The organism is Ruegeria sp. HKCCA6837 (assembly GCF_013034475.1).
Lineage (GTDB): Bacteria > Pseudomonadota > Alphaproteobacteria > Rhodobacterales > Rhodobacteraceae > Ruegeria.
In genome coordinates this window covers 58,165-81,553 of the sequence record NZ_WQGD01000005.1, presented here as the reverse complement: position 1 = coordinate 81,553, position 23,389 = coordinate 58,165, and the positions used below count along the sequence as shown (strand labels likewise).

Below are 23,389 nucleotides of genomic sequence, written 5' to 3'. Positions count from 1 at the left end.
AACATTCAATTTGTGTTATGGTTGCGCCGCATTTTTTTGTTTCGATTTTAAAATAGGAGGTTCGTCATGAAACTTATCGTTTCCGTTTTTCTGTTGGGCATATTGCTGATCCCGACTGTCGCCTCTGCGTGCCCGGACGGCTACTTTAATTGCGGCGGAGACCTGTGCTGCCCCAATCCTCAGAACTAGTTCAGAGGATATGACATGCCTAAATTCAATTTGCGGTACGCCGCCGTCGTCGTTGTTGGTTTAGCTGCGTTTGGTGCTGGTAAAGCACTCCTGTTCAACGCCAACGAATCGGATTTGCGGTATCAGAAGTTCAGCGTATCCGAAGGTCAGTTGAACGGTCCGGTGCTGGGTGGTGCCTTTGCGTATAACCACATTTCGGAAGAATTCGAACCACAGATGATTTGTGAACTTGTTGTCGGTGGCAACCAAGTTGGGCCGCATCCGGTTTCGATCCACAGTTCAAGTCTGATTGCCCTAGGTTGGAACGGTGCATGGGATTCCATCACGGAATATGTCGGCGACAAGATTGGTGAAGCCATGCAGATCTCTGGTGCTGACGCCAAATGGCAATTCCAGAAACAATTCTGGAAGGCAAAGAACGGTACATCATTCGATGAGTCCTGCCGTTCAAAGGTCGAGGAATTAGCCAGGGATCCGAACTTTTCGGTATTCTTGGTCGAAACACTGTTCTTCGATCAGGAGGCCCTTGACGACATGGAAATGGTGCAATTGTCGCAAACGTCGATAATCTTCAGCGGATGCGAACCAGAATGCCAAGCGCCGGTGCCGGTCAAATCAGTACTCAATCCCGGTTGGTTGACGCGGTCCAAGGACGAATGGGGTATCGTGCGTATCCATTAGTCGCAAGCATTCCCTTGATTGCCTCAAACTGGGACTAAACGACCGCCCTGTGATTTCATCTAGCTTGGCTACCAACGCCAGTTGGCGCTGATCCGGCTTGGATAGTATCGCTATTCCGTTGCCTGATCGCTGCCATGCAGGCCAGACGCGTGCTTGATCCCAGTTGGCGAGTAGGCCATTGACCATTTCGAGGCTCAATCCAGTTGTCCGAGGACAGAATGCATCCCTGTCCAGTAAGCAATCCCATTCTTTTGACGCCGGGCGTATTCGTTCCCGGCTAATTGATGCGTTCTGCGGAGGAAGCTTCCGATTCAACGCCAGCTAGGTTCGCCTTAAAGCCAAGATTAAGTCTCCTCCATCTTCCTTGAATTGCAAACGCCCTCTACCAGTCTATGGTGCGAACAAGTCTAAATGAGGCTGTGATGGAACATAGCGAATACGCATCTCCAGGTAAGGTTCCCAGGACGGGTCTGATGACCAGCCGATGGAAAATCGCGGGCATTGTATTCATTGTTCTGATCGCAACGCTCTACGCCGCTGTGGTCGGGTACATGTATCTGAACCAGCGCGCGCTGCTGTTCAAACCTTCGGGAATACTTCCCGAGCCTGCCTCTGTCGGATTGGTCGATATCGATGTCATGACGAAGTCCATGGAGGATGGGACAGAACTGACCGTCTGGGCGGCGCCCGCGGCCACTCAAGGTGCACCGACCGTTTTGTTCCTTCACGGCCAAAGCGGTAATTTGGGTGACCGCGCGGACAGGTTGCGTGAGATACTGAACAGCGGGTATGGGCTGCTGGCACCCAGTTATCGCGGATACCCCGGCAGCACAGGCACACCTTCCCAAGCGACCTTGGTTTCGGACGGATTGGAGCTGTTTGACCAACTTTACGACGCCGGAGAGGCGGTTGTTTTGCACGGCCAAAGCCTCGGTACGGCGGTCGCGGCGCAAGTGGCGGCACAACGACCCGAAGCCACGATGTTGGTGCTGGAAGCGCCCTTCACTGCAACCGTAGATGTGGCGGCGGAACGCTATCCGTGGCTGCCGGTATCGGCCCTGATGCACGACCAGTTTGCCACCCGCGACATCATCGGGACAATCGAGGTGCCGACGTTGATCTTCCACGGCACAGGTGATCAAACCGTTCCAGTGCATCACGGCGCGCGCCTTGCCAAGATGGGCGGCGAGAGGGTCGAGTTTTTCTTGATTCCCGGCGGAACCCACAACGAGTTGTGGTCATACGGCCTGTGGCAGACCGTTCAAGACCGCCTGCCACAGTACTGATTTCAGAGAATTCGCCCGGCGACCGCGTCCAGCTTGGCCAAAAGCGCCGGGTCGCGTTTTTCAGGGGCAGTCAGGATTGCGTATTCCAAGGCACTATCACAGCCATGCGGGCAAGGTTCACGTTCAGCCCCCAGCAACGCGGGCAGACCCTTGACCAGAGCGCGACCCTTGTCGGCATTGCCTGTCAGAGTGGCAATGATGGTCGCAACGTCCACCTCTCCGTGGTCGGGATGCCAGCTGTCATAATCCGTGACCATCGCGATCGAGGCATAGCAAAGCTCGGCCTCGCGGGCGAGTTTGGCTTCGGGCATATTGGTCATGCCGATCACGTCGCAGCCCCATTGCTCACGATACATTTTCGATTCAGCAAGGCTCGAGAACTGCGGTCCTTCCATCGCCAAATAAGTGCCGCCGCGATGGATGGTGATGCCAGCGGCCTTGCCGGCGGTTTCGCAGGCATCCGACAGGCGCGGGCAGGTGGGATGGGCCACGCTTACATGGGCGACGCACCCCGAGCCGAAAAAGCTTTTCTCACGTGCAAAAGTCCGGTCGATGAACTGATCGACAATCACGAAGTCGCCGGGTGCCATGTGCTCGCGGAACGATCCGCAGGCTGAAACCGAGATCACGTCCGTCACGCCCAGCCGCTTCAACGCGTCGATATTGGCGCGATAGGGCACATCGGTCGGCGAATGCACGTGGCCGCGGCCATGACGCGGCAGAAAAGCCATTTCGACACCGCCCAGCGATCCGGTCAGGATTTGGTCTGACGGCGTTCCCCATGGGGTCTCAACCGCGACCCATTCGGCGTTTTCCAGCCCATCAATTTCATAGATGCCTGATCCGCCAATGACGGCAATCTTGGTTTGGGTCACTGTCCTGCTCCACGTCTTGCAATGCTATTGGATTTGTGCGGGCTTGCGCACAGTTTGACAAGAGGCCTAGTCCTGTTTTGGCAACAGGTTACGTTGTTGAGACTGCGCGGTGAAGTCAGCCCAAGCTGCGTCGAACATGTCCAGTGGCCACGTCAGATTCTGCGATTGTCCGTGCCTGTCGCGGAAAACAAAGCGATACGCATCCCCGGTTTGCATAGCATCCAGCAGGTCTTGTGCGCGTTGGTCTGCAAAGGTACAGCCAAGCCCCGTCAGGCATCCCGGACGCCGCGTGCGCCATATCGTTTCGTTATCTTTGTCGATGCGAAACCCTGACGGGTTGAAAAAGGTGCCGGGCTCCATCCCGAACTCAACTTTGAATCCTTCGGGTTCAGGCGTGATGAACACGAACTGTGCCGCAAACTTCGGCCGAAATGAGAAAACTTCTGCCCGCCGGATGTAGCACCGCTGTTTCAACGCACCATTTTCTTCGCGCTCGTCGCAGATTGAATTCCAGATCCCGAAAATCTCATGATTTGTCACGCGCCAGTTTCCGGCCGTGTCGTTGCCTTGCAAGTCCTGCGCAAGGGCGGGAAGGGCAGAGAAGAAAAAGAGTATGATCCAGCGCATGATCTCAGATTTGGTTGCTGGACCACAGTCCCGCAAATCACGTTGCTGCGAGGGTGAGGTATGCGTCAAGCACATGGCTGCATCCCACTTGGTGCAGTAGCTTAAAGCCCTCGTGTCCGCTACAACGTCGCCTTCGCGCGAACATAAAACCCTATAGGACTGACCAATGCCCCGAGCCTTGCTGGCAAGTTTTGCCAACCGCGTCGCCATGCCCGATCTGCGCTGGGTGCCTGACGAGCGGCTGACCTTCTCTCGCCTGCGGATCGAACTCTTGTCCGGCCTGACCGTGGCCCTTGCGCTGGTGCCCGAGGCTGTGGCTTTTGCTTTTGTGGCGGGCGTGCACCCTCTGGTTGGTCTGTATGCGGCGTTCCTGGTGGGCCTGATCACGGCACTGATCGGCGGGCGGCCCGGTATGATCTCGGGCGCGACCGGCGCACTGGCGGTTGTCATGGTCGCGCTGGTGGCCGAGCACGGGGTCGAATATCTGTTTGCGACCGTAGTTCTTATGGGGATTCTCCAAGTCATTGCCGGGGCAATGCATTGGGGGCGTTTTATCCGTTTGGTGCCGCATCCGGTGATGCTGGGCTTTGTGAACGGCCTGGCCATCGTGATCTTTTTGGCTCAGATGGGTCAATTCAAAGTGCCGGGCACTATGGAAAACACCGGACATGGTATGAGCGGTGGTGAATGGCTGTCGGGGATGCAGCTATATACCATGCTGGGTCTTGTGGCGCTGACCATGGCGGTGATCTGGGTGATGCCGCGCATCACGCGCATCATTCCCGCGCCTCTGGCCGGTATTCTGGTGGTCGCGGCACTTGTGATTGGTTTGGGTCTGGATGTACCGCGCGTTGGCGATCTGGCCTCGATTGAGGGCGGTCTGCCTGCGTTCCACATCCCGATGGTGCCTTTGAACTGGGAAACGTTTGAGATCATCCTGCCCTATGCCGTCATTCTCGCGGCCATTGGCCTGATTGAGTCCCTGCTGACCTTGAACCTGGTGGGCGAGATCACGGGCAAGCGCGGCGGGGCCTCGCAAGAATGTATCGCTCAGGGCGCGTCCAATATCGTGACAGGATTCTTCGGTGGCATGGGCGGTTGCGCAATGATCGGTCAGTCGATGATCAATGTGAAATCCGGTGGACGCACCCGTATTGCAGGTATTGCAGCTGCGGTTTTCCTGTTGATCTTCATCCTGTTCGCATCGCCCCTGATCGAGCAAATCCCACTTGCCGCGCTGGTCGGTGTGATGTTCATGGTGGTGATCGGCACCTTTGCGTGGAACTCGTTCAAGATCATGCGCAAGGTGCCGCTGATGGACGCCTTCGTGATTGTTCTGGTGACAGTAGTGACGGTGATGGAGGACCTTGCAGTTGCCGTTGTGGTCGGTGTCATCGTTTCGGCCCTCGCCTATGCCTGGAATAACGCCAAACGTATTCACGCCGTTACCCGGGACTCGGAAACTGAAAAAGGCGCGAAAGTCTATGAAATCCAGGGGCCGCTGTTCTTTGGATCTTCTGATGGTTTCATCGAACTGTTCGACGTCCCGAACGACCCGGAAACCGTGATTGTTGATTTCGCCGAAAGCCGTGTTGTGGATCAGTCAGCCCTGCAGGCCATCGAAAACATCGCTGCGAAATACGAGGCGGCAGGTAAACGGGTCATGCTGCGTCATCTGAGCCGCGATTGTCACAAGCTGCTGAACAAAGCTGGCCACCTGATGATCGACAGTGATGATGATCCGGATTACGAGCTGGCGGTCGACTACTCTGTCCGTACCGGCATTTTGGGTGGACACTAGGCCTTTTGCGAGGCTCTGCCTCGCGCTCCGAGGTATTTTGGGCCAGATGAAGCAGGGGATCCATTTTTCATCTGGCGTCAAATACCTCGGGGGAGTCGCCCGGAACGGGCGGCGGGGGCAGCGCCCCCGGATCACGTCAATCGTCTGGGCGATTGAGTGAGAACAACTCGGACACGACCGAGTAATCCCGGTACCCAAGGCGTGCCAATGGTTGAAACGACGTCACATCAAACTTGCCGTCCCGGATGTGATCGTCGTGCAGGTGCACGCCAATTACTTCGCCAAATACAACTCGATTGGCTTCACCGGGTAGAGTGACGATCTGGGTGAGCTTGCATTCCAGTGCAGCAGGAGCCCCTGCAATCCGGGAACACGGAATGGTTTCGCATTCGATGGGTGACAACCCGGCATGTTCAAACTCATCAACGTCTTTCGGCAGTCCGGCCGAACTGGCGTTCATCGCGTCCCGATGCGCATGGGCCACCACGTTGACACAGAAAACGCCGGTCGCTTCGATATTGGAGATGCTGTCCTTGCCTCCGTTCTGATCGTGCTTGGTGCCGGTTGTGGCAAACATCACTTGCGGTGGCGTGTAGGCGACGCCATTGAAAAAGGAATAAGGTGCCAGATTGTTGATCCCATTTGTATCCCGGGTTGAAATCCAGCCGATTGGACGCGGTGTGATAATGGCGTTGAACGGGTTGTGCGGCAGGCCGTGGCCGTCTTTGGGGCGATAGAACATCTGATCTCCAAGCGTTTGCCCAAGGCGTAGCGAAGTGCTAGGGCGATTTCCAGCAAGGAAAAGAGGGCAGGGTGCAGCAATTCGGGATCAGGCCGGAAGAGCCGGACGATTGGTGGGAGGTTGAGGCCCTTTATGACCTGTGCTTTGCGCCGGGTCGTGAGGCTTTGTCGTCTTATCGGTTGCGCGATGATGTGCCGCCGGTTGCGGGGCTGTCTTTGGTCGCGCGGGATGGTCAGGGTATTTTGGCCGGTGCAATCCGGTTCTGGCCCGTTCATGTCGGCAACCGCGATGCCTTACTGCTAGGGCCGGTTGCCGTACACCCTACTCATCAGGGCGAGGGGCTGGGCGGGTATCTGATCCACGCAGGTGTTGACGCAGGGCGCACGCGCGGGTGGCAGCGGGTCATGCTGGTGGGCGATGAACCCTATTACAAACGGTTCGGATTCGCGCGTTTGAGTGGGGTCGAGATGCCGCCACCTACCAACCCTGACCGGGTTTTGGGATTGGAATTGAGACCTGGCGCATGGTCCGGGGTGCAGGGTGCAGTGACCCGTTGGAGCCGCTGACCTATTGAATCCGCGCCGTGCAACGCCGATGTTGATAGACAGGAGGGCGTAGATGCAGAACGTGGTTCTTGTCGAAAACGTGGATGCCGAGGCTGAACTGGATCGTCTGGCGGATCACTACCGATCTGCCGGTGGTGCTGGCGTCAAGCTTTTGAACAAACTGGGCGGATCAGCCGAGTCTTTGCTTGAGCAATTGCCGGAACCTGTGCGGTATGGCCTGACCGGAGCGACCGAGCAAGCCTTGAGGCTAGCGATGCACGCTGCACAGGGTTCGCGGCGCGCTGTCCCTGATCAGCAGCCCTGGGTGAACACAGCCGTGACCACGGCCATGGGTGCGGCTGGCGGGATGGGTGGTGTTTCGACAGCTTTGATGGAACTGCCCGCAACAACCGCCTTGCTGCTGCGCGCCATTCAAGGGGCTGCAGCCCGCGAAGGGTTCGATCCCGCTGCGGAGAATGTGAAATTCGATTGCGTGCGGGTTTTGGCCGCTTCTGGTCCTTTGTCGCATGACGATGGGGCGGATCTTGGCTTTTTTTCGGTGCGCCTGACCCTGACAGGACCGGCTATGCAGCGCCTGATCGCTGCTGTGGCGCCGCGCTTTTCGATTGTTCTGGGGCAAAAACTGGCGGCTCAGTCGGTTCCTGTACTTGGGGCTTTGGCGGGTGGCGGGACGAATTATGTTTACACGCGTTATTATCAGCAGATCGCGCGCGTGCATTTCGGTTTGCGGCGGCTGGCAATCGATGCCGATATTCCGCATGATGATCTGGTGCGGCAACTCGCGGCCCGCATGTAGATCACACTTCAGCAGACGCACCTGGCTTGGCGAAATCCACATCATGTGGTACACTTGTGGCAGTCTTCCACAAAATGAGTGTACTCTGATCTCATGTGCGAAGGGGCTTAGTACTGGCTGAAGGGGCTATCAAGCGATGAAGCCACGGCTGCTGCGTATTGAACATCTCAAATCTGCGGAACAACCCGTTTTGCAGCAAGCCGCAGCGCTGTGTTACCGGATCAAGGGAAATCGCCCCGAGGTCTTGCTGATCACGACACGCAGGGCGCAACGTTGGATTATTCCCAAAGGCTGGCTTATGCCCGGCTTGTCACGGGCTGACACGGCACTGCAGGAAGCGTGGGAGGAAGCAGGTGTAGCAGGTCAGAGTTTTGGGGAGCAGGTGGGGCAGTTTTTGCATCACAAACACCGGCTGAATTGCCCACCTGTACCGATTATGGTGGATGTCTTCCCGGTTCTTGTGCGGTCCGTTTCGCAGGATTTCCCGGAACAGGGGATGCGAAAACGCAAGTGGTATCCGCTCAAAAAGGCGGCTTTGAAGGTTCATTCTCCGGGGCTTGCCGAACTGTTACGAGACTTTAAACCTTACACACATTAAGATCGGGCCAGAGAGGCTTGATATTGTCATTCGGGTCGGTATCTATTCGCCAATCGATTTTTTGGACTGAACATGATTCAATACGCGTTGAAATGCAGTGAAGGCCACACGTTCGACAGTTGGTTCCAATCCGCCGAAGCCTACGACAAATTGGCTGCGGCAGGGATGGTTAACTGCGCGGTTTGCGGGTGCGTGCACGTCGAAAAGGCGATCATGACACCGCGTGTCCGTCCGGCTCGAAACGCAAAGCCCAAGCTTCAAGTGCCGCCTGCTGCGGATGAAAAGATCGACGTGGCCACACCTTCGCCCGAGATTGAGAAGGTTTTGTCCGAGATGCGGCGCCATGTCGAAGAAAACTCGGACTACGTGGGCAAGGACTTTGCCAGTGAAGCCCGCAAAATTCATCTGGGTGAGGCTCCGGACCGTGCAATCTATGGCGAGGCCAAGCCAGATGAGGCAAAGTCGCTGATAGAAGACGGCGTGCCTGTGGCGCCATTGCCCTTTGTACCCAGCAGAAAGACAAACTGAAACATGCACATCGTGATTACCGGTGCCAATCGCGGAATCGGCCTGGCGTTGTCCACGCGCTATAGTGACAGGGGCGACACCGTTACAGGAACCTCTCGCGATGACAGCGCACAGCTGCGCCTTGATGTAACTGATCCCGCGCAACACGCGGCATTCGCAGAGCAATTGAGGAACCAGCCCGTTGATCTTCTGATCTGTAACGCGGGCGTATATTTGGACAAAGGTCACACGATCAACGACTACCCGGCCGACATGTGGGCGCAGAGCTTTGCAACCAACGTTACTGGGGTATTCCTGACGGTTCAGGCTTTGTTGCCCAATCTAGAAGCGTCGCGCGGAAAGGTGGCCATCCTATCATCGCAAATGGCCTCGCATACCCGCGCGCCGGGTGGCAGCTATATCTATCGCGCGTCCAAGGCGGCGGTGTTGAATTTGGGGCGCAATCTGGCGACCGACCTCAAAGACGACGGTATCGCCGTTGGAATCTATCATCCAGGTTGGGTCCAGACGGACATGGGCGGAGCCGCAGCAGAAATCGACGTGGAACAGGCCGTATCGGGCCTGATCGAGCGGTTCGATGATTTGTCACTGGCCACCACAGGGTGCTTTGAAACCTATGATGGGCAGCCACACGCTTACTGAGAGCTCAGCGCAGCTTTGGGGATTTCGTAGACTTCGCCAGGATCAATATAGATCACCAACAGATCGCCGCGCGTTTCATAGGACATTTTCGAGGTCGAGCTGCTGGATTCAGGCACACCATCTTTGAAATAGATGTTACGCACCTGCCCGCCGCCTAGGCCGACTGCAAGTGTGATGTTGCCGTCGTCGTGGCGGCGCAACTCTGCATGGCAGCTTTGCAGAGGATCACCGGCGTTTGCGGCGCAAGGTACCGTGCCCAGTGCGTTTTGACCGTCGGTTCCAGCGACACTTGCGACCTGAGCCAAGGCTGGCGACGAAATTAGGGCGACGGCAAGGGCTAGGCGAAACATGAAGAACCTCTTGATATGGTTGTTGCCCGTAGGCTGACATTGCGTCTGCACAATGTAAAGCGGCCCTGCGCCGCAGGCTGGTGCCTTTTGCGCCCTTGCTCTTGGTGTGCCCCTCGCATATGAGGCACGGAACCTACAATCCAAGGCGCGGAGACTTTTGCCCCCATGCCCTTACTCGTAATGAAATTCGGCGGCACATCTGTCGCCAATCTGGACCGTATCCGCCGTGCCGCCAAGCGCATCGGCGTCGAAGTTGCCAAGGGTTATGACGTGATCGTCATCGTCTCGGCCATGTCGGGAAAAACCAACGAGCTTGTGGGCTGGGTGAATGAGACATCGCCGCTGTTTGACGCGCGTGAATACGATGCCGTTGTGTCTTCGGGTGAAAACGTCACTGCTGGGCTCATGGCTCTGACTTTGCAGGAAATGGACATCCCTGCGCGCAGCTGGCAGGGCTGGCAGGTGCCGCTGCTGACCACCAGCGCCCACAGCCAGGCCCGGATCGAGGAAATCCCGACCGAAAACCTGAACCAGAAATTCGGCGAAGGTATGAAAGTAGCGGTTGTCGCGGGTTTCCAGGGTCTCAGCCCCGAGGGCCGTATCACCACGTTGGGTCGTGGCGGCTCGGACACCACGGCCGTGGCTTTTGCAGCAGCGTTCGGTGCCGAGCGCTGTGACATCTACACAGATGTGGATGGCGTCTATACCACCGACCCGCGCATCTGCGAAAAGGCGCGCAAGCTGGACCGCATATCGTTCGAAGAGATGCTCGAACTCGCCTCGCTGGGTGCGAAAGTGCTGCAAACCCGCTCGGTCGAGCTGGCGATGCGCTATAAGGTGAAACTGCGCGTTCTTTCAAGTTTCGAAGAACAATCCGACGAGGCCGGTACTTTGGTCTGCGACGAGGAGGATATCATGGAATCCAATGTTGTGGCCGGTGTGGCCTATTCCCGTGACGAAGCCAAGATGACCGTCGTATCGGTGGCCGACCGCCCTGGTATCGCCTCGATCATCTTTACCGCGCTCAGTGATGAAGGCGTGAACGTCGACATGATCGTTCAGAATATCTCGGACGAGGGACGCACGGACATGACGTTCTCATGTCCGACCGACCAGGTGGCCCGCGCAGAAAAAGCGCTGATGGCAATTAAGGACGCTGGCGAGTTGAACTATGCCGAGCTTGTGGCTGACAATGACGTCTGCAAGGTTTCGGTTGTGGGAATCGGTATGCGCTCGCAGTCGGGTGTTGCGGCCAAAATGTTCAAGGTGCTCTCGGATGAGGGGATCAACATCAAGGTCATTACAACCTCTGAGATCAAAATTTCCGTTCTGGTCGACAGGAAATACATGGAACTTGCTGTTCAGGCGCTGCATGATGCCTTTGAACTGGACAAGGCGGCCTGAGCTTTTCAGCCAAGGGTTTCGTCTGACACACTAAACTGGGTGGGCCATGGCGGACGGCACGGAAACAGAATCCCGCAAGCTGCTGCGGCGGTTGCGCGAAGAGATGGCGAGCGAAGCCGCCGGTCAGGAACGTCTTGACCGGATCACTCACCTGATTGCCGACAGCATCAGGGCCGAGGTGTGCTCGATCTACCTGTTCCGCGATGACGAGACACTGGAGCTTTGCGCAACCGAAGGTCTTTCACCTGAATCGGTCCACAAGACGCGGATGCGTATGGGCGAGGGCCTGGTGGGGCGCGTCGCTAAATTCAGTAAGGTGGTCAATACAGCGGATGCGCCATCCGAAAAAGGGTTCCGGTATATGCCGGAAACTGGCGAGGAACGGTATTCGTCGTTTCTTGGGGTTCCGGTACAGCGCCTTGGGGAAAAGCTGGGTGTTTTGGTGGTTCAGTCGCGTGATGCACGCGAATTTTCCGCTGACGAAGTCTATGCCTTGGAAGTGGTTGCTATGGTTTTGGCCGAAATGGCCGAACTTGGTGCTTTTGTGGGCGAGGGTGCGGCACTGTCACCGCTTCACCAGCAATCGGTTCTACTGCGTGGTGGTCCCGCGCAGGAAGGGTCCGCTGAAGGACATGTCTGGCTTCATGAGCCCCGCGTGGTTGTCACCAACCCGATCGCGGAAGACCCGCACAAGGAACGCGAGCGTCTGATCGAGGCGGTAGATGAGTTGCGCGTCGGCGTCGACAAGATGCTCGAGATTTCTCGGGACGGTGACACCGAGCAGCTTAAAGTGCTTGAAGCCTATCGCATGTTTGCCAACTCCAAAGGCTGGATGCGGCGGATGGAAGAGGACATTGCCCTTGGCCTCAGCGCCGAAGCTGCGGTCGAAAAGGAACAATCGCAGGCACGCGCGCGTATGGGGCAGGTCACGGACCCCTATCTGCGCGAACGGCTGGCGGACCTGGACGATCTCAGCAATCGCTTGCTGCGGATCCTGACCGGTCAGGGCAAGACCGACAGTGCCGATCTGCCGCCGGATCCGATTCTGATCGCGCGCAATATCGGCCCGGGTGATCTGCTGGAATATGGGCGCGCGCTGAAGGGGATTGTGCTCGAAGAGGGCTCGGTTGGCAGCCACGCCACCATCGTGGCGCGGGCGCTGGCGATCCCGCTTGTGGTGCATGTGGGTCGGATTACGACCGAAGCGTTGAACGGTGATCATATACTGGTCGATGGTGATCAGGGCGTGGTGCATTTGCGTCCCGAAGATACCGTGGTCAGCGCCTTTCGCGACAAGATCGCCATGCAGGCCAAGGCGCAGGAACGCTATGCGTCGATCCGAGAAACTCCCTGTGTCACACGGGATGGTGCACGCATCAATCTGGTGATGAATGCGGGTCTGATGGCTGATCTGCCGTCGTTGGGCACATCAGGTGCCGAGGGCGTCGGCCTGTTCCGCACCGAGCTGCAATTCCTGATCCGTAACAAGATGCCCAAGCGGTCCGAGCTTGTCACACAATATCAACGTGTTCTGGATGCGGCAGGGGACAAGCGGGTTGTGTTCCGCACCCTGGATATCGGGTCAGACAAGGTTCTGCCCTATATGAAGCATGTTGCTGAACCGAACCCTGCGCTGGGCTGGCGCGCTATTCGGGTGGGGCTGGATAAACGCGGGGTCATGCGGATGCAGTTGCAAGCGCTTCTGCGGGCTGCGAATGGACGACCGCTGACGATCATGTTTCCATTTGTCGCGCAGGCGGACGAGTTCCGCGAAGCCCGGTGGGAGGTGAACAAAACCATCGATCGCGAAAAACGGCTGGGTCATATCCTGCCTGAAACGCTTGAGGTTGGCGCGATGCTGGAAACCCCGTCGCTGGCCTTTGCCCCCCAGAAGTTCTTTGACGAGGTGGACTTTATCTCGATCGGCGGCAACGACCTAAAGCAGTTCTTCTTTGCTGCCGACCGTGAAAATGAACTGGTCCGGCGCCGTTACGACACGCTAAATGTCAGCTTCCTGAGTTTGATGGAGCGGATTGTTGAGCGCTGCGATATCTCGGACACTCCGCTCAGTTTCTGCGGTGAAGATGCCGGGCGCCCCGTCGAAGCGCTGTGCTTGGCGGCGATGGGCATTCGGACATTGTCGATGCGCCCTGCTTCGATTGGCCCGGTCAAAAGCCTGTTGCTGCGCTGTGATCTGTCAGAGGTACGTAAAATCATCGCCGATGCCCGGCATCGAGGTGAGCAAAGCGTACGCCCGGCTGTGATGGAATGGCTGCGCAATCAAGGATAACGCGCAAAACGCGCGGGTTTTCGGAAACTCTGCTTGATTTTTGCGTGGGGTCTTTCTAATACGCGGGCAATGTTAGCGATAACAGTCGCGGTATTGTGCAGTTTTGTACCATGCTGGGTTGGTATCGACACACTCAGAAGGAGCCCATGATGGTTTCACGTGTAATTCCGGTAGAACCATTCGACCTGGTTCTGTTCGGGGCAACCGGCGATCTGGCGCAACGCAAGATACTGCCGGGCCTGTGCCATCGTTTCGCGATTGGACAGATGCCCGAAGGCGCGCGGATCATCGGTACGGCACGATCAGAAATCGACAGCGATGGGTTCCGTGATCAGGTCCGCAAGTCGATGCAGCAATTTGCACCAGACTTTTCTCCTGAGACGCTGGACCAGTTTCTGGCACATGTCGAATACGTGCCCGTGGATGCTTTGGGTGAAGCCGGGTGGTCCGGTCTCAAAAAGTTGCTGCGCGACGAGGTTGTCCGGGCTTTTTATCTGTCAGTGGGTCCAAGCCTGTTCGCTGGGATCGCGCAGCGTTTGCATGAAACCGGCTTGGCCACGCCTGACAGCCGCATCGTCGTTGAAAAGCCGTTTGGTCATGATCTCGCCTCGGCCAAGGCACTTAACGAAGGTTTGCGCGCCTGTTTTGAAGAGCATCAGATTTATCGGATCGACCATTATCTGGGTAAGGAAACCGTGCAGAACCTGATGGCGCTTCGTTTTGCGAATTCGCTGTTCGAGCCGCTTTGGAATTCCACCCATATCGATCACGTACAAATCACCGTGGCCGAGACCGTGGGTGTTGAAGGGCGCGGGGCCTATTACGATCAATCCGGTGCAATGCGGGACATGATCCAGAACCATCTGGTTCAATTGCTTTGTCTGACGGCGATGGAGCCGCCTTCGAAATATGCGCCCAACGCCGTACGTGATGAAAAGGTCAAGGTGATCGAAGCGCTGGAACCGATCGAACCCAAGGATATCGCGCGCGGCCAATACCGGGCGGACAAGGGTGAGGGCGGATATGTCGATCATGTCGGCAACCCCGCCAGCCGAACCGAAAGCTTCATTGCCCTCAAGGTTCATATCGGTAACTGGCGTTGGGCGGGTGTGCCTTTCTATCTGCGCACCGGCAAACGTCTGCGCGCGCGCGAATCCGAGATCGCGGTGTTCTTCCGCGATCCGCCACATACCATTTTCCCCAATGTCGGCCCTCTGCACGGCAACGTGCTGGTGATCCGTCTGCAACCCGACGAAGGCATTACCCTGCGCACCACGATCAAGGATCCGGGGCCGGGCGGGTTCCGCCTGTCGGACGTGGCGCTGGACATGAGCTTTGCCGATGCGCTTGGGGCCGAGGCGCAAGCCCCAGATGCCTATGAGCGTCTGATCATGGATGTCATCCGAGGCGATCAAACATTGTTCATGCGCGGTGATGAGGCCGAGGCCGCCTGGGCCTGGGTCGATCCCATCATTCAGGGCTGGGAACAGCGCGGAGACCGCCCGTCCCGCTACGATCAGGGCAGTTCAGGTCCCGAAGAAGCACTGATGCTGATGCATCGCGATGGACGCCGGTGGCGTCAGATCGGAGGGTAATCATGGTAAATTCAGTTATTGCCGACGTCACAAAACGGATCATCGACCGCAGCGCCGATCTGCGCGGTCCGCATCTGGACCGAATGGAACAGGCCAAATCCAAGGGCCCGGCCCGTGCGCATCTGTCTTGCAGCGGGCAGGCCCACGCTTATGCGGGTTCGGGGGAAGACCAGCAATCGATGGCAACTGGCACGGCAGGCAATCTGGGAATTGTCACCGCCTATAACGACATGTTGTCGGCGCATCAGCCGTTTGAGCGTTATCCCGAACTGATCCGTCAGGCGATCCGCGCAGCCGGAGGCACCGCGCAGGTCGCAGGTGGAGTTCCGGCGATGTGCGATGGCGTCACGCAAGGTGAGGCCGGGATGGAACTGTCGCTGTTTTCGCGCGACGTGATCGCATTGGCGACTGGCGTAGCGCTGAGCCACAACACCTATGACGCGGCGGTGTTCCTTGGCGTTTGCGATAAGATCGTCCCCGGGCTGGTCATCGGCGCACAGGCCTTTGGCCATCTGCCTGCCGTCTTCCTGCCGGCAGGTCCGATGACCAGTGGCTTGCCGAATGACGAAAAAGCCAAGGTCCGCCAACAATTTGCCGCCGGAGAGGTCGGCCGCGAAGACCTGATGGCTGCCGAAATGGCCGCATATCACGGCCCCGGCACCTGCACTTTCTACGGAACGGCCAACACCAACCAGATGCTGATGGAGTTCATGGGCTTGCATCTGCCGGGCTCTAGCTTTGTCAATCCAAATACGCCCTTGCGTGATGCCCTGACCGAGGAAGGCGCACGCCGCGCCCTGTCGCTCAGCGCGCTGGGCAACCACTACACACCGGTCTGCCAGATTCTTGACGAACGTGCCTTTGTGAACGGCATCGTGGGTCTGATGGCCACAGGGGGATCGACCAACCTGCTGATCCACCTGATCGCTATGGCGCGGGCAGGTGGTATCGTGTTGGATTGGGAAGATTTTTCCGACATCTCTGCCGTCGTGCCTTTGGTTGCGCGGGTCTATCCCAACGGTCTGGCGGATGTGAACCACTATCACGCTGCTGGGGGGCTGGGGTATACAATCGGCACATTGCTGGACGAGGGGTTGTTGCACCCCGATACGCTGACCGTCGCGGGGCAGGGCCTCCAGAACTACACCAAAGAACCCAAGCTGCTCGATGGAGACCTCGTCTGGCAGGATGGGACTGACCGCAGCCTGAACGAAAAGATTTTACGCCCGGCCAATGATCCGTTCCAACCAACCGGAGGTCTGTCGCGCCTGACGGGCAACCTGGGCACCGGTGTCATGAAAGTTTCAGCCGTTGCCCCCGAACATCAGGTGGTCGAAGCACCTGTACGTGTGTTCCATGATCAGGATGACGTCAAAGCGGCCTTCAAGGCCGGAGAGTTCACGGATGACGTCATCGTTGTCGTGCGTTTCCAAGGCCCCAAGGCGAACGGGATGCCCGAGCTGCATTCTCTGACGCCTATCCTTTCAATTCTGCAAGGTCGGGGGCAGAAGGTGGCTCTGGTCACCGACGGTCGCATGTCCGGCGCGTCCGGCAAGGTGCCCGCGGCAATCCATGTCTGCCCTGAGGCTTTGGACGGTGGAGCCATCGCCTATCTGCAAGACGGTGACATGCTGCGCGTTGATGCGGTCAAGGGCGCGTTGAAAATCCTCACTCCCGGCGTTTTGGACCGGGCACCGGCCACCGCCGATCTTTCATCCAACCAACACGGTGTCGGTCGCGACCTTTTCGGTGCGTTCCGGCAGAACGTCGGGTCTGCCGACACAGGTGCCAGCATATTCGGAGCATAAGACATGTCTAAAACCCAACGCACCCGCGAAATCTGCGCGCTGGCGCCCATCGTTCCGGTGCTCGTCGTCGATGATGCCGCACAGGCGCGCCCTCTGGCTGAAGCTCTGGTTGCAGGTGGTCTGCCCGCGCTGGAAGTGACCCTGCGCACTCCGGCTGCACTCGACGCGATCCGGGCAATGGTTGAGGTGCCGGGGGGCGTCGTGGGCGCAGGCACGCTGGTCACGCCCGAAGACGTCCGCGCCGCCAAGGACGCAGGTGCGCAATTCGGGGTCTCTCCGGGTGCAACCGAAACACTGATCGCGGCCTGTGAGGCCGAAGGCCTGCCGCTGCTGCCAGGGGCTGCCACGGCAAGCGAAGCGATGGCCTTGCTGGAAAAGGGTTATGACATGCTGAAATTCTTTCCGGCCGAGGCGTCGGGCGGCGCACCCGCGCTCAAGGCGATTGGCGCGCCTCTGCCGCAGATCAGCTTTTGCCCGACGGGTGGTGTCTCTCCGTCTAACGCGCGCGATTACCTGTCGTTGTCCAATGTGATTTGTGCCGGTGGCAGCTGGGTCGCACCGAAACATCTTGTCGAAGCAGGCGATTGGGCTGGGATCGAGGCGCTGGCAAGCGAAGCATCCAAGCTGATGGATTGACGCCGCCAGAACCCTTGCTAGGTTGGGCGTCAATTCAAACAGGTTGACCTCATGACAAACAAAGTTTCGCTTGCGCAAGGGCGCGAGTATCTGGCTATTCCTGGCCCGTCGGTCATGCCCGATGCCGTATTACAAGCCATGCACCGTCCTTCACCGAATATCTATGACGGTGAGTTGATAGAAATGATGCCCGCGCTTACCAACGACCTTAAGCGTGTTGCACGAACCCGGCATAATGTGGCGATTTACATCGCCAACGGCCATGGCACGTGGGAAGCTGTGCTTTCCAACGTGATTGCACCGGGTGAAACGGTGCTGGCTCCGGCGTCGGGCCGCTTTACCCACGGCTGGGCCGAAATGGCTGATGGGATCGGGGCAAAGGTTGAATTGATCGACTTTGGAACCGCTTCGGCGTGGGATTTAGACAAAATCGCTGATACGCTGCGCGCCGACCAAGACCACCAGATCAAGGCCGTGCTGGCGGTCCATGTGGATACATCCAGTTCGATCCGCAACGACATTCCCGGGCTTCGCAAACTTCTGGACGATCTTGGTCATCCGGCGTTGCTGATGGCCGATTGCATCGCATCTTTGGGTTGTGACCGGTTCGAGATGGATGAATGGGGTGTCGATGTGATGGTCAGTGCCTGTCAAAAGGGGCTGATGACCCCGGCAGGTATGGGATTTGCGTTCTTTAACGACAAAGCACAGGCGAAACGGGCTACAATGCCGCGCGTATCGCAATATTGGGATTGGCAGCCGCGTGCAAACCCGGACCTGTTCTACCAGTATTTCAATGGTACAGCACCCACGCACCACCTCTATGGCCTGCGTGCCGCGCTGGATCTGATCCATGCAGAAGGGATCGAGCAGGTTTGGGCGCGCCACGAGCACTTGGCCAAAGCAATCTGGAAAGCGTGTGAAACCTGGTCAGAAGGCGGTGCATTGCATCTTAACGTTACAGATCGTGCCCATCGCAGCCGCGCGGTCACGTCCCTGCGCCTTAGCGATGGCCGGGGCACCCCGCTGCGCGCCTTTACGGAGAACCAGTTGGGTTTGACGCTGGGCATCGGCCTGGGGATGGCGGACTATGACGGATATTTCCGCTTAGGTCACATGGGGCATGTCAACGGGCAGATGATCATGGCAATGCTGGGCGGTGTTGAAACAGCTTTGGCCGCGCTGGACATTCCCCGTGGCACTGGGGCGCTCGAGGCCGCAGCGACTGTGCTCGCTGCCTGATCAGGGCAACGGTCAGGCGGTTTGCGCCCGAGCTGCCACCAGAGCCTTGGGCAAAGCCGCTGCAAATGCGTCCAAATCCGCTGCCTCTCCACAACTTACTCGAATGCATCTGTTTTGAGGTGCGGCGAATGGCATCCGGACGAAAATTCCCTGTTCGACCAATGAAACCAATACCGCTCTGGCGAAATCCCCGTTGTGCCCGCAGTCGATCGCAACAAAATTGGTGGCCGACGGCAGTGGCTGCAATCCATTGTCGCGTGCAATCGCGCCGATGCGCTCTCGCGAGTCCGCGATCCGGTTCTGGACATGCGACAGCCAGTCTGCATCCTGGAGTGCGGCCAAAGCACCTGCCTGCGCTGCGCGGTTCATGCCGAAATGATTGCGCACTTTGTTGAAGGCCGAAATCAGGTCCGGCGCGCCTATGGCATATCCAACGCGCGCACCTGCCATGCCATAAACTTTTGAGAATGTCCGCATCCGGATGACGCGGGGATCATTTGCGTCGACTGGTGCCGCCGTCCCCTCGGGTGCGCATTCCACATAAGCCTCATCCAGTACCAGCAAACAGTTTTCCGGCAAGCCCTCCATCGCATTTACGATATCGGCACCCAAATGCCAGCTGCCCATCGGGTTGTCCGGGTTTGCCAGATAAACCAACTTGGCCTCGACTTCAGCCGCCTTGGCAAACAGCGCTGTCGGGTCTTCGTGATCGCCGGAGTAGGGCACTTTGTGAAGAACACCTCCGAATCCGGCCACATGATAGTTGAAGGTCGGGTAAGCCCCGTCCGATGTCACCACCGTATCTTCGGGACCGACCAGCAGTCGGACGAGATAACCCAGAAGCCCGTCAATCCCTTCGCCCACCACGATATTTTCTGGTGTCACGCCATGGTGCTTTGCTAGGGCGTCGCGCAGGTCATGGTTATCGGGATCGCCATACATCCAGATTTCAGATGCAGCTTGCGCCATCGCGTCGATAGCCTGTGGCGAGGGGCCAAACACACTTTCATTTGCACCCAGACGCGCACCAAACGGCGCACCGCGTTGCCGCTCTTGCGTTTCTGGGCCGACAAAGGGCACGGTGGCTGGCAGGGATTGGGCAAGCGGGGTGTATCGAGGTCCGGTCATGTGCGCAGATAACCCTAAGCCCGAAGATTGAGCAAGCGTGTGCCATCCGGCGCGCTAGCAAAGACTTTGAATAAAGGAGCGCAGATGCGCATTCTCATAGCAGTCATTCTGTTGGGCCTCGCCTATCTTTTGTTCTGGCCCGTTCCGGTAACGCCCGTCGCAGTTGAAATGCCGGAAGATGCTGGGTTTACAGGAGATTTCGCTGAAAATGCGGCGCTGGATTCCGCACAGCTAGTCCGCCTGCCTAGGGATGAGGTCGGCCCCGAAGACATCGCGGTGATGCCCGATGGATCGGTTTATACCACCAGTCGGGCGGGTACCCTCTACCGCATCGAAGAAGAAGAACCTGTAGAGGTCGACCGTCTGGGCGGGCGCCCTCTGGGTCTCAAGGCCGGGCCTGACGGCGCGCTTTATGTTGCTGACAGCTTTCGCGGCGTGATGCGCTGGACTGGGCCGGGTACCTTGGAAACGGTGGTAGGTGACATCAAAGGTGCGCCAGTGATCTATGCCAACCAGTTGGATGTGGCACAGGATGGCACGATCTATTTCTCGAACTCTTCTGACCGTTTCGATCCCGAAACCATGGGTGGGACAAAACCAACCTCGGTTCTGACCATTTGGGAGCAGTCCGAAACAGGCTATGTCGCCCGTCGCACGCCCGATGGCACCACCCAGAAGATCGCCGAAGGGTTCGTCTACACCAACGGTGTCGCCCTGTCCCCGGAAGAAGACTTTTTGCTGATCGCCGAAACGGGTCGGGCACGGGTGCACAAACTGTGGCTGACCGGTCCGAAGGCCGGGCAGCAGAACGTCTTGATGGATAACCTGCCCGGCTATCCAGACAACATCGAGGCGCAAGGCGATGGCACCTATTGGATGGCCTTCGCCAGCCCACGTGTTCCGTCAGAGGCGCTGATGCCGTATCCGTTTGTGCGCAAGATCATCTGGCGGCTGGGTCCAGCCGTCCGCCCTGCACCGATCCATCGTGGCATCATGGTGCAGTTCGATGGTGAAGGTCGTATTTTGCGCACGTTGCAGGATCCGCAGGGTCGTTTGGGAATCACGACCGGGGGTAAGATCGTGGCGGATCAGTTCTACGTCATGACGCTCGATTCCCCGTGGTTTGCGCGGATGCCCGTCAGCGATTTGCCCTGACGTCGCAGTGGTATTTGGCCGTCGGCCCGGGCATGGTTGTAACACGAATATTACGGGAGGTTCCCCATGTCACGCGTATCCGTCACCTACCAAGATCATGTTGCCCATGTCACCCTGACCCGGGGCGACAAGATGAATGCGTTGGATGATGCGATGATCAAGGCGCTTCTGTCCGCAGGGCAAGAAGTCGCGGCCTCGGACGCCCGCGCCGTGGTGCTATCGGGTGAAGGCAAGAGCTTTTGCGCAGGGCTCGACATGGCGAGCTTTGCCAAGATGGCTCATATGGACCCCACCGAATGGCTGATGACCCGAAGCCACGAGGACGCCAACGAGATGCAGGAGCTGGCACTGATCTGGCGACGCGTCCCGGTGCCTGTAATTTGCGCCATTCAGGGCGTGGCTTACGGTGGTGGTCTGCAGATCGCGCTGGGCGCGGATATTCGAATTGCGCATCCCGAAGCCAAACTGGCCGTGATGGAGATGAAATGGGGGATCATTCCCGACATGGGCGGTATGGTTCTGTTGCCGCGCCTAGTTCGTTCGGATGTGCTGCGACTGCTGACCTACACCGCGCGTCCAATCGGCGCGCAGCAGGCGGCGGATTGGGGGTTGGTGACGCAGCTTTCGGATGATCCGCTGACCGAAGCTTTGGCCCTTGCCGAGAACATCGCCGGTCAAAGCCCTTCGGCCATCCGCGCCGCCAAACGCCTTATCGAAGTTGCAGAGTCGCAGGTGCGCGCCGACGTTCTGATGGCAGAATCCGTCGAACAGGTCGAGCTGATCGGTAAACCCGAACAGATGGAGGTTGTGATGGCGCAGATGCAGGGCCGCAAGCCCGAGTTCAAGTAATCAGCGCATAAAGGCCCGGCGTGCGTCGCGGGCCATGTTGTAGCGCATTTCCAAATCGGCAATGTGGGCCATCGCGGCTTTTCGCTTGGCCGGGTCAGTCAGATTGGCATAGGTCTGCCGCGCTGCGTCGAGCTGCTTTTTTATGTCGAACTCTTCCGGTAATACACCGGCTTGCGCCATGATCCTGTGACCTGCGGCGATGGCCGGATCACTCATCGCTTCAGGCGACCTGTCAGGCAGTGGTTGGCCTTCACCCTCCAACCCCTGCAATTGGCCCTCAGCCTGAGCCTTTTTGATCTGGCGTTCGACCAGTTTTGCCAATGCTCCAAACATGGGTTTACTTTAAGCGATCTGTGATACCAGACAAACCATCTATCTGATGCGTTGCGAGATCAGGTAGGCGACCCCGCCCGCCAGCAGCCCCCAAACAGCCGCGCCCAGACCAAACGCAGTAATGCCCGAAGCTGTTATGGCAAAGGTCAGGATTGCCGCTTCGCGCTCGGCTGGAACTTCAAGCGCGGCGAAGGTGGCGTTGGCCATTACTCCGATCAAAGCGACACCGGTCAGCGTCCCCATCAACAACGGGTCGGCATGAGCAGCGAAACCAGTGATGGCCACGGCGAAGACACCAAACAGGCAATAGAACAGCCCCGCCATGATCGCTGACCAATAGCGCAATGCTGGATCCGGGTGGCTGTCTTCGTTGGAGCACATGGCGGCCGTGATGGCAGCGAGGCAGGTCGCGGGTGCCCCGAATGGGGCGGACAACAGGCTTGCGCCACCCACTGACGAGAACAGTTTGCCCGGTTCAGGCGTGTAGCCAAAACTGCGCATGACCGCGATGCCGGGGATGTTCTGCGTGGCCATCGTGACGACAAAAAGGGGTAGACCAATGCCGATGGCCGACGCCAGCGAGAATGTGGGCATCGTCCAAACGGGGGGCGCAAGAAAGCTTTCGGGCCGCACGGAGGTGCCTTCGGCGCTGAAGACGACAACCAGTGCTGCAGCAACCACTGCGGCGGGTACTGCGAGCAGTTTGTTGAAACGCCCCGCAATGAACCACGTCAGGATGACAGGCAGGGCTTGCAAGGGCAATTCGACGGCTGCCTTGAACGGGACGATGCACAGCGGCAGCAGAACACCCCCCAGCATAGCTTGGGCCAGCGTCGTCGGGATTGCGGCGGCCAAACGTCCCAGCGGCTTCCAGAGACCGGCCAATACCGTCAGTGCGCCGGCGCAGAGGAAGGCCCCGATTGCGCCCGAAAAGCCCCCTGCTGGGGTGGCGGACACTGCCAAAAGAGCAGCACCCGGAGTAGACCAGGCGACGCTGATCGGCTGCCGATAGCGGAGGCTGAGAAAGATCGCAGCCAACCCCATCGCGATCGCTGCACTCATCAAGCCCGAGGCAGCCTCGGCTTCAGAAGCTCCCATGGCTTCAAGCCCTTGCAGAATAATGGGAAAGGAGCTGAAAAAACCGACCACTGCAACGACCAGCCCGGTTGAAATGGTTTGCATTGGGGGAAGGGGCTTTGCCATCGGGGCCTCGGGAGTTTGGGTGCTGAATTGCTAGCAATTGCTTGGTGTTGCGAACAAGGGGAAAG

The 23,389-nt window shown here is 58.2% G+C and carries 24 protein-coding genes; 17 read left to right on the top strand and 7 right to left on the bottom strand.

The genetic code is table 11. The annotated features are described in order from the left end of the window. Positions 1-66: 66 nt before the first annotated feature. The 3 genes from GOV91_RS22815 (at position 67) to GOV91_RS09240 (ending at position 2,156) form a co-directional block, all read left to right on the top strand. Positions 67-189 carry a hypothetical protein gene (locus GOV91_RS22815; RefSeq protein ID WP_256368547.1) on the top strand — a complete coding sequence of 41 codons (123 nt, stop codon included), beginning with the start codon at positions 67-69 and terminating at the stop codon, positions 187-189. A 15-nt stretch (positions 190-204) separates the two neighbouring features. Then, positions 205-870, top strand: a complete 666-nt coding sequence (locus tag GOV91_RS09245) for a hypothetical protein (protein WP_171177857.1) — start codon at positions 205-207, stop codon at positions 868-870. A gap of 473 nt (positions 871-1,343) precedes the next feature. Then, positions 1,344-2,156, top strand: a complete 813-nt coding sequence (locus GOV91_RS09240) for an alpha/beta hydrolase (protein ID WP_254440635.1) — start codon at positions 1,344-1,346, stop codon at positions 2,154-2,156. Between the two features lie 2 nt (positions 2,157-2,158). Here GOV91_RS09240 and GOV91_RS09235 read toward each other — a convergent pair whose 3' ends face one another. Next, positions 2,159-3,031: an S-methyl-5'-thioadenosine phosphorylase gene (locus GOV91_RS09235; RefSeq protein ID WP_171235282.1), complete on the bottom strand. Its 873-nt coding sequence runs from the start codon at positions 3,029-3,031 to the stop codon at positions 2,159-2,161. A gap of 66 nt (positions 3,032-3,097) precedes the next feature. Further along, complete coding sequence (locus GOV91_RS09230) at positions 3,098-3,733, bottom strand: invasion associated locus B family protein (protein WP_254440634.1); 636 nt, start codon at positions 3,731-3,733, stop codon at positions 3,098-3,100. A 91-nt stretch (positions 3,734-3,824) separates the two neighbouring features. Between GOV91_RS09230 and GOV91_RS09225 the strand changes: the two genes are divergently transcribed. Next, complete coding sequence (locus GOV91_RS09225) at positions 3,825-5,459, top strand: SulP family inorganic anion transporter (RefSeq protein ID WP_171235281.1); 1,635 nt, start codon at positions 3,825-3,827, stop codon at positions 5,457-5,459. Between the two features lie 136 nt (positions 5,460-5,595). On the opposite strand, the gene GOV91_RS09220 is transcribed toward GOV91_RS09225, so the two are convergent. Then, positions 5,596-6,201, bottom strand: coding sequence for a flavin reductase family protein (locus tag GOV91_RS09220; RefSeq protein ID WP_171235280.1), 606 nt, complete (start codon positions 6,199-6,201; stop codon positions 5,596-5,598). 71 nt (positions 6,202-6,272) lie between these two features. Between GOV91_RS09220 and GOV91_RS09215 the strand changes: the two genes are divergently transcribed. The 5 genes from GOV91_RS09215 to GOV91_RS09195 all read left to right on the top strand — a co-directional run bounded on the left by GOV91_RS09215 (position 6,273) and on the right by GOV91_RS09195 (position 9,331). Next, a complete protein-coding gene (locus tag GOV91_RS09215; RefSeq protein WP_171235279.1) occupies positions 6,273-6,767 on the top strand; it encodes a GNAT family N-acetyltransferase in 495 nt (164 codons plus the stop codon). A 52-nt stretch (positions 6,768-6,819) separates the two neighbouring features. Next, positions 6,820-7,563: an EcsC family protein gene (locus GOV91_RS09210; protein WP_171235278.1), complete on the top strand. Its 744-nt coding sequence runs from the start codon at positions 6,820-6,822 to the stop codon at positions 7,561-7,563. A 136-nt stretch (positions 7,564-7,699) separates the two neighbouring features. Next, positions 7,700-8,161: an NUDIX hydrolase gene (locus GOV91_RS09205; RefSeq protein ID WP_171235277.1), complete on the top strand. Its 462-nt coding sequence runs from the start codon at positions 7,700-7,702 to the stop codon at positions 8,159-8,161. Between the two features lie 72 nt (positions 8,162-8,233). Beyond that, entirely contained in the window at positions 8,234-8,689 is a 456-nt protein-coding gene (locus tag GOV91_RS09200) for a DUF1178 family protein (protein WP_171235276.1), read from the top strand. 3 nt (positions 8,690-8,692) lie between these two features. Further along, positions 8,693-9,331, top strand: coding sequence for an SDR family oxidoreductase (locus GOV91_RS09195; protein WP_171235275.1), 639 nt, complete (start codon positions 8,693-8,695; stop codon positions 9,329-9,331). Here the strand turns inward: GOV91_RS09195 and GOV91_RS09190 are convergent. After that, the gene (locus tag GOV91_RS09190; RefSeq protein WP_171177836.1) at positions 9,325-9,681 is read right to left on the bottom strand and encodes a hypothetical protein; all 357 of its coding nucleotides are present in this window, start codon (positions 9,679-9,681) and stop codon (positions 9,325-9,327) included. The two genes, GOV91_RS09195 and GOV91_RS09190, sit on opposite strands and share 7 nt — an antisense overlap. Positions 9,682-9,846: 165 nt before the next feature. Here GOV91_RS09190 and GOV91_RS09185 point away from each other — a divergent pair, with 165 nt between their 5' ends. The 6 genes from GOV91_RS09185 (at position 9,847) to GOV91_RS09160 (ending at position 18,656) form a co-directional block, all read left to right on the top strand. Beyond that, positions 9,847-11,085, top strand: a complete 1,239-nt coding sequence (locus tag GOV91_RS09185) for an aspartate kinase (RefSeq protein ID WP_171235274.1) — start codon at positions 9,847-9,849, stop codon at positions 11,083-11,085. 46 nt (positions 11,086-11,131) lie between these two features. Further along, entirely contained in the window at positions 11,132-13,375 is a 2,244-nt protein-coding gene (ptsP, locus tag GOV91_RS09180; RefSeq protein WP_171235273.1) for a phosphoenolpyruvate--protein phosphotransferase, read from the top strand. A gap of 149 nt (positions 13,376-13,524) precedes the next feature. After that, positions 13,525-14,970, top strand: coding sequence for a glucose-6-phosphate dehydrogenase (gene zwf, locus GOV91_RS09175; protein ID WP_171235272.1), 1,446 nt, complete (start codon positions 13,525-13,527; stop codon positions 14,968-14,970). A 2-nt stretch (positions 14,971-14,972) separates the two neighbouring features. Then, positions 14,973-16,778: a phosphogluconate dehydratase gene (edd, locus tag GOV91_RS09170; RefSeq protein ID WP_174836646.1), complete on the top strand. Its 1,806-nt coding sequence runs from the start codon at positions 14,973-14,975 to the stop codon at positions 16,776-16,778. 3 nt (positions 16,779-16,781) lie between these two features. Beyond that, the gene (locus tag GOV91_RS09165; protein ID WP_171235271.1) at positions 16,782-17,414 is read left to right on the top strand and encodes a bifunctional 4-hydroxy-2-oxoglutarate aldolase/2-dehydro-3-deoxy-phosphogluconate aldolase; all 633 of its coding nucleotides are present in this window, start codon (positions 16,782-16,784) and stop codon (positions 17,412-17,414) included. A 51-nt stretch (positions 17,415-17,465) separates the two neighbouring features. After that, positions 17,466-18,656, top strand: a complete 1,191-nt coding sequence (locus GOV91_RS09160) for an alanine--glyoxylate aminotransferase family protein (RefSeq protein WP_171235270.1) — start codon at positions 17,466-17,468, stop codon at positions 18,654-18,656. 12 nt (positions 18,657-18,668) lie between these two features. Here GOV91_RS09160 and GOV91_RS09155 read toward each other — a convergent pair whose 3' ends face one another. Beyond that, positions 18,669-19,784 carry a pyridoxal phosphate-dependent aminotransferase gene (locus GOV91_RS09155; RefSeq protein ID WP_171235269.1) on the bottom strand — a complete coding sequence of 372 codons (1,116 nt, stop codon included), beginning with the start codon at positions 19,782-19,784 and terminating at the stop codon, positions 18,669-18,671. A gap of 84 nt (positions 19,785-19,868) precedes the next feature. On the opposite strand from GOV91_RS09155, the gene GOV91_RS09150 reads away from it, so the two are divergent. After that, positions 19,869-20,939, top strand: a complete 1,071-nt coding sequence (locus tag GOV91_RS09150; RefSeq protein WP_171235268.1) for an SMP-30/gluconolactonase/LRE family protein — start codon at positions 19,869-19,871, stop codon at positions 20,937-20,939. Positions 20,940-21,005: 66 nt separating this feature from the next. Next, positions 21,006-21,788, top strand: a complete 783-nt coding sequence (locus tag GOV91_RS09145; protein WP_171235267.1) for a crotonase/enoyl-CoA hydratase family protein — start codon at positions 21,006-21,008, stop codon at positions 21,786-21,788. On the opposite strand, the gene GOV91_RS09140 is transcribed toward GOV91_RS09145, so the two are convergent. Both GOV91_RS09140 and GOV91_RS09135 read right to left on the bottom strand, forming a co-directional pair. Further along, on the bottom strand, positions 21,789-22,121 hold the full coding sequence (locus tag GOV91_RS09140; protein WP_171177816.1) for a DUF1992 domain-containing protein: 333 nt from the start codon (positions 22,119-22,121) through the stop codon (positions 21,789-21,791). A gap of 39 nt (positions 22,122-22,160) precedes the next feature. Beyond that, a complete protein-coding gene (locus tag GOV91_RS09135) occupies positions 22,161-23,324 on the bottom strand; it encodes a benzoate/H(+) symporter BenE family transporter (protein WP_254440633.1) in 1,164 nt (387 codons plus the stop codon). Positions 23,325-23,389 lie beyond the last annotated feature (65 nt).

What these genes read in the sequence shown, in the direction of transcription:
- GOV91_RS22815 (WP_256368547.1), top strand. Translation starts at nt 67, where the DNA reads ATGAAACTTATCGTTTCCGTTTTTCTGTTGGGCATATTGCTGATCCCG.
- GOV91_RS09245 (WP_171177857.1), top strand. Translation starts at nt 205, where the DNA reads ATGCCTAAATTCAATTTGCGGTACGCCGCCGTCGTCGTTGTTGGTTTA.
- GOV91_RS09240 (WP_254440635.1), top strand. Translation starts at nt 1,344, where the DNA reads ATGACCAGCCGATGGAAAATCGCGGGCATTGTATTCATTGTTCTGATC.
- GOV91_RS09230 (WP_254440634.1), bottom strand. Translation starts at nt 3,733, where the DNA reads ATGTGCTTGACGCATACCTCACCCTCGCAGCAACGTGATTTGCGGGAC.
- GOV91_RS09225 (WP_171235281.1), top strand. Translation starts at nt 3,825, where the DNA reads ATGCCCCGAGCCTTGCTGGCAAGTTTTGCCAACCGCGTCGCCATGCCC.
- GOV91_RS09220 (WP_171235280.1), bottom strand. Translation starts at nt 6,201, where the DNA reads ATGTTCTATCGCCCCAAAGACGGCCACGGCCTGCCGCACAACCCGTTC.
- GOV91_RS09210 (WP_171235278.1), top strand. Translation starts at nt 6,820, where the DNA reads ATGCAGAACGTGGTTCTTGTCGAAAACGTGGATGCCGAGGCTGAACTG.
- GOV91_RS09205 (WP_171235277.1), top strand. Translation starts at nt 7,700, where the DNA reads ATGAAGCCACGGCTGCTGCGTATTGAACATCTCAAATCTGCGGAACAA.
- GOV91_RS09200 (WP_171235276.1), top strand. Translation starts at nt 8,234, where the DNA reads ATGATTCAATACGCGTTGAAATGCAGTGAAGGCCACACGTTCGACAGT.
- GOV91_RS09195 (WP_171235275.1), top strand. Translation starts at nt 8,693, where the DNA reads ATGCACATCGTGATTACCGGTGCCAATCGCGGAATCGGCCTGGCGTTG.
- GOV91_RS09190 (WP_171177836.1), bottom strand. Translation starts at nt 9,681, where the DNA reads ATGTTTCGCCTAGCCCTTGCCGTCGCCCTAATTTCGTCGCCAGCCTTG.
- GOV91_RS09185 (WP_171235274.1), top strand. Translation starts at nt 9,847, where the DNA reads ATGCCCTTACTCGTAATGAAATTCGGCGGCACATCTGTCGCCAATCTG.
- ptsP (WP_171235273.1), top strand. Translation starts at nt 11,132, where the DNA reads ATGGCGGACGGCACGGAAACAGAATCCCGCAAGCTGCTGCGGCGGTTG.
- zwf (WP_171235272.1), top strand. Translation starts at nt 13,525, where the DNA reads ATGGTTTCACGTGTAATTCCGGTAGAACCATTCGACCTGGTTCTGTTC.
- edd (WP_174836646.1), top strand. Translation starts at nt 14,973, where the DNA reads ATGGTAAATTCAGTTATTGCCGACGTCACAAAACGGATCATCGACCGC.
- GOV91_RS09165 (WP_171235271.1), top strand. Translation starts at nt 16,782, where the DNA reads ATGTCTAAAACCCAACGCACCCGCGAAATCTGCGCGCTGGCGCCCATC.
- GOV91_RS09160 (WP_171235270.1), top strand. Translation starts at nt 17,466, where the DNA reads ATGACAAACAAAGTTTCGCTTGCGCAAGGGCGCGAGTATCTGGCTATT.
- GOV91_RS09155 (WP_171235269.1), bottom strand. Translation starts at nt 19,784, where the DNA reads ATGACCGGACCTCGATACACCCCGCTTGCCCAATCCCTGCCAGCCACC.
- GOV91_RS09150 (WP_171235268.1), top strand. Translation starts at nt 19,869, where the DNA reads ATGCGCATTCTCATAGCAGTCATTCTGTTGGGCCTCGCCTATCTTTTG.
- GOV91_RS09145 (WP_171235267.1), top strand. Translation starts at nt 21,006, where the DNA reads ATGTCACGCGTATCCGTCACCTACCAAGATCATGTTGCCCATGTCACC.
- GOV91_RS09140 (WP_171177816.1), bottom strand. Translation starts at nt 22,121, where the DNA reads ATGTTTGGAGCATTGGCAAAACTGGTCGAACGCCAGATCAAAAAGGCT.
- GOV91_RS09135 (WP_254440633.1), bottom strand. Translation starts at nt 23,324, where the DNA reads ATGGCAAAGCCCCTTCCCCCAATGCAAACCATTTCAACCGGGCTGGTC.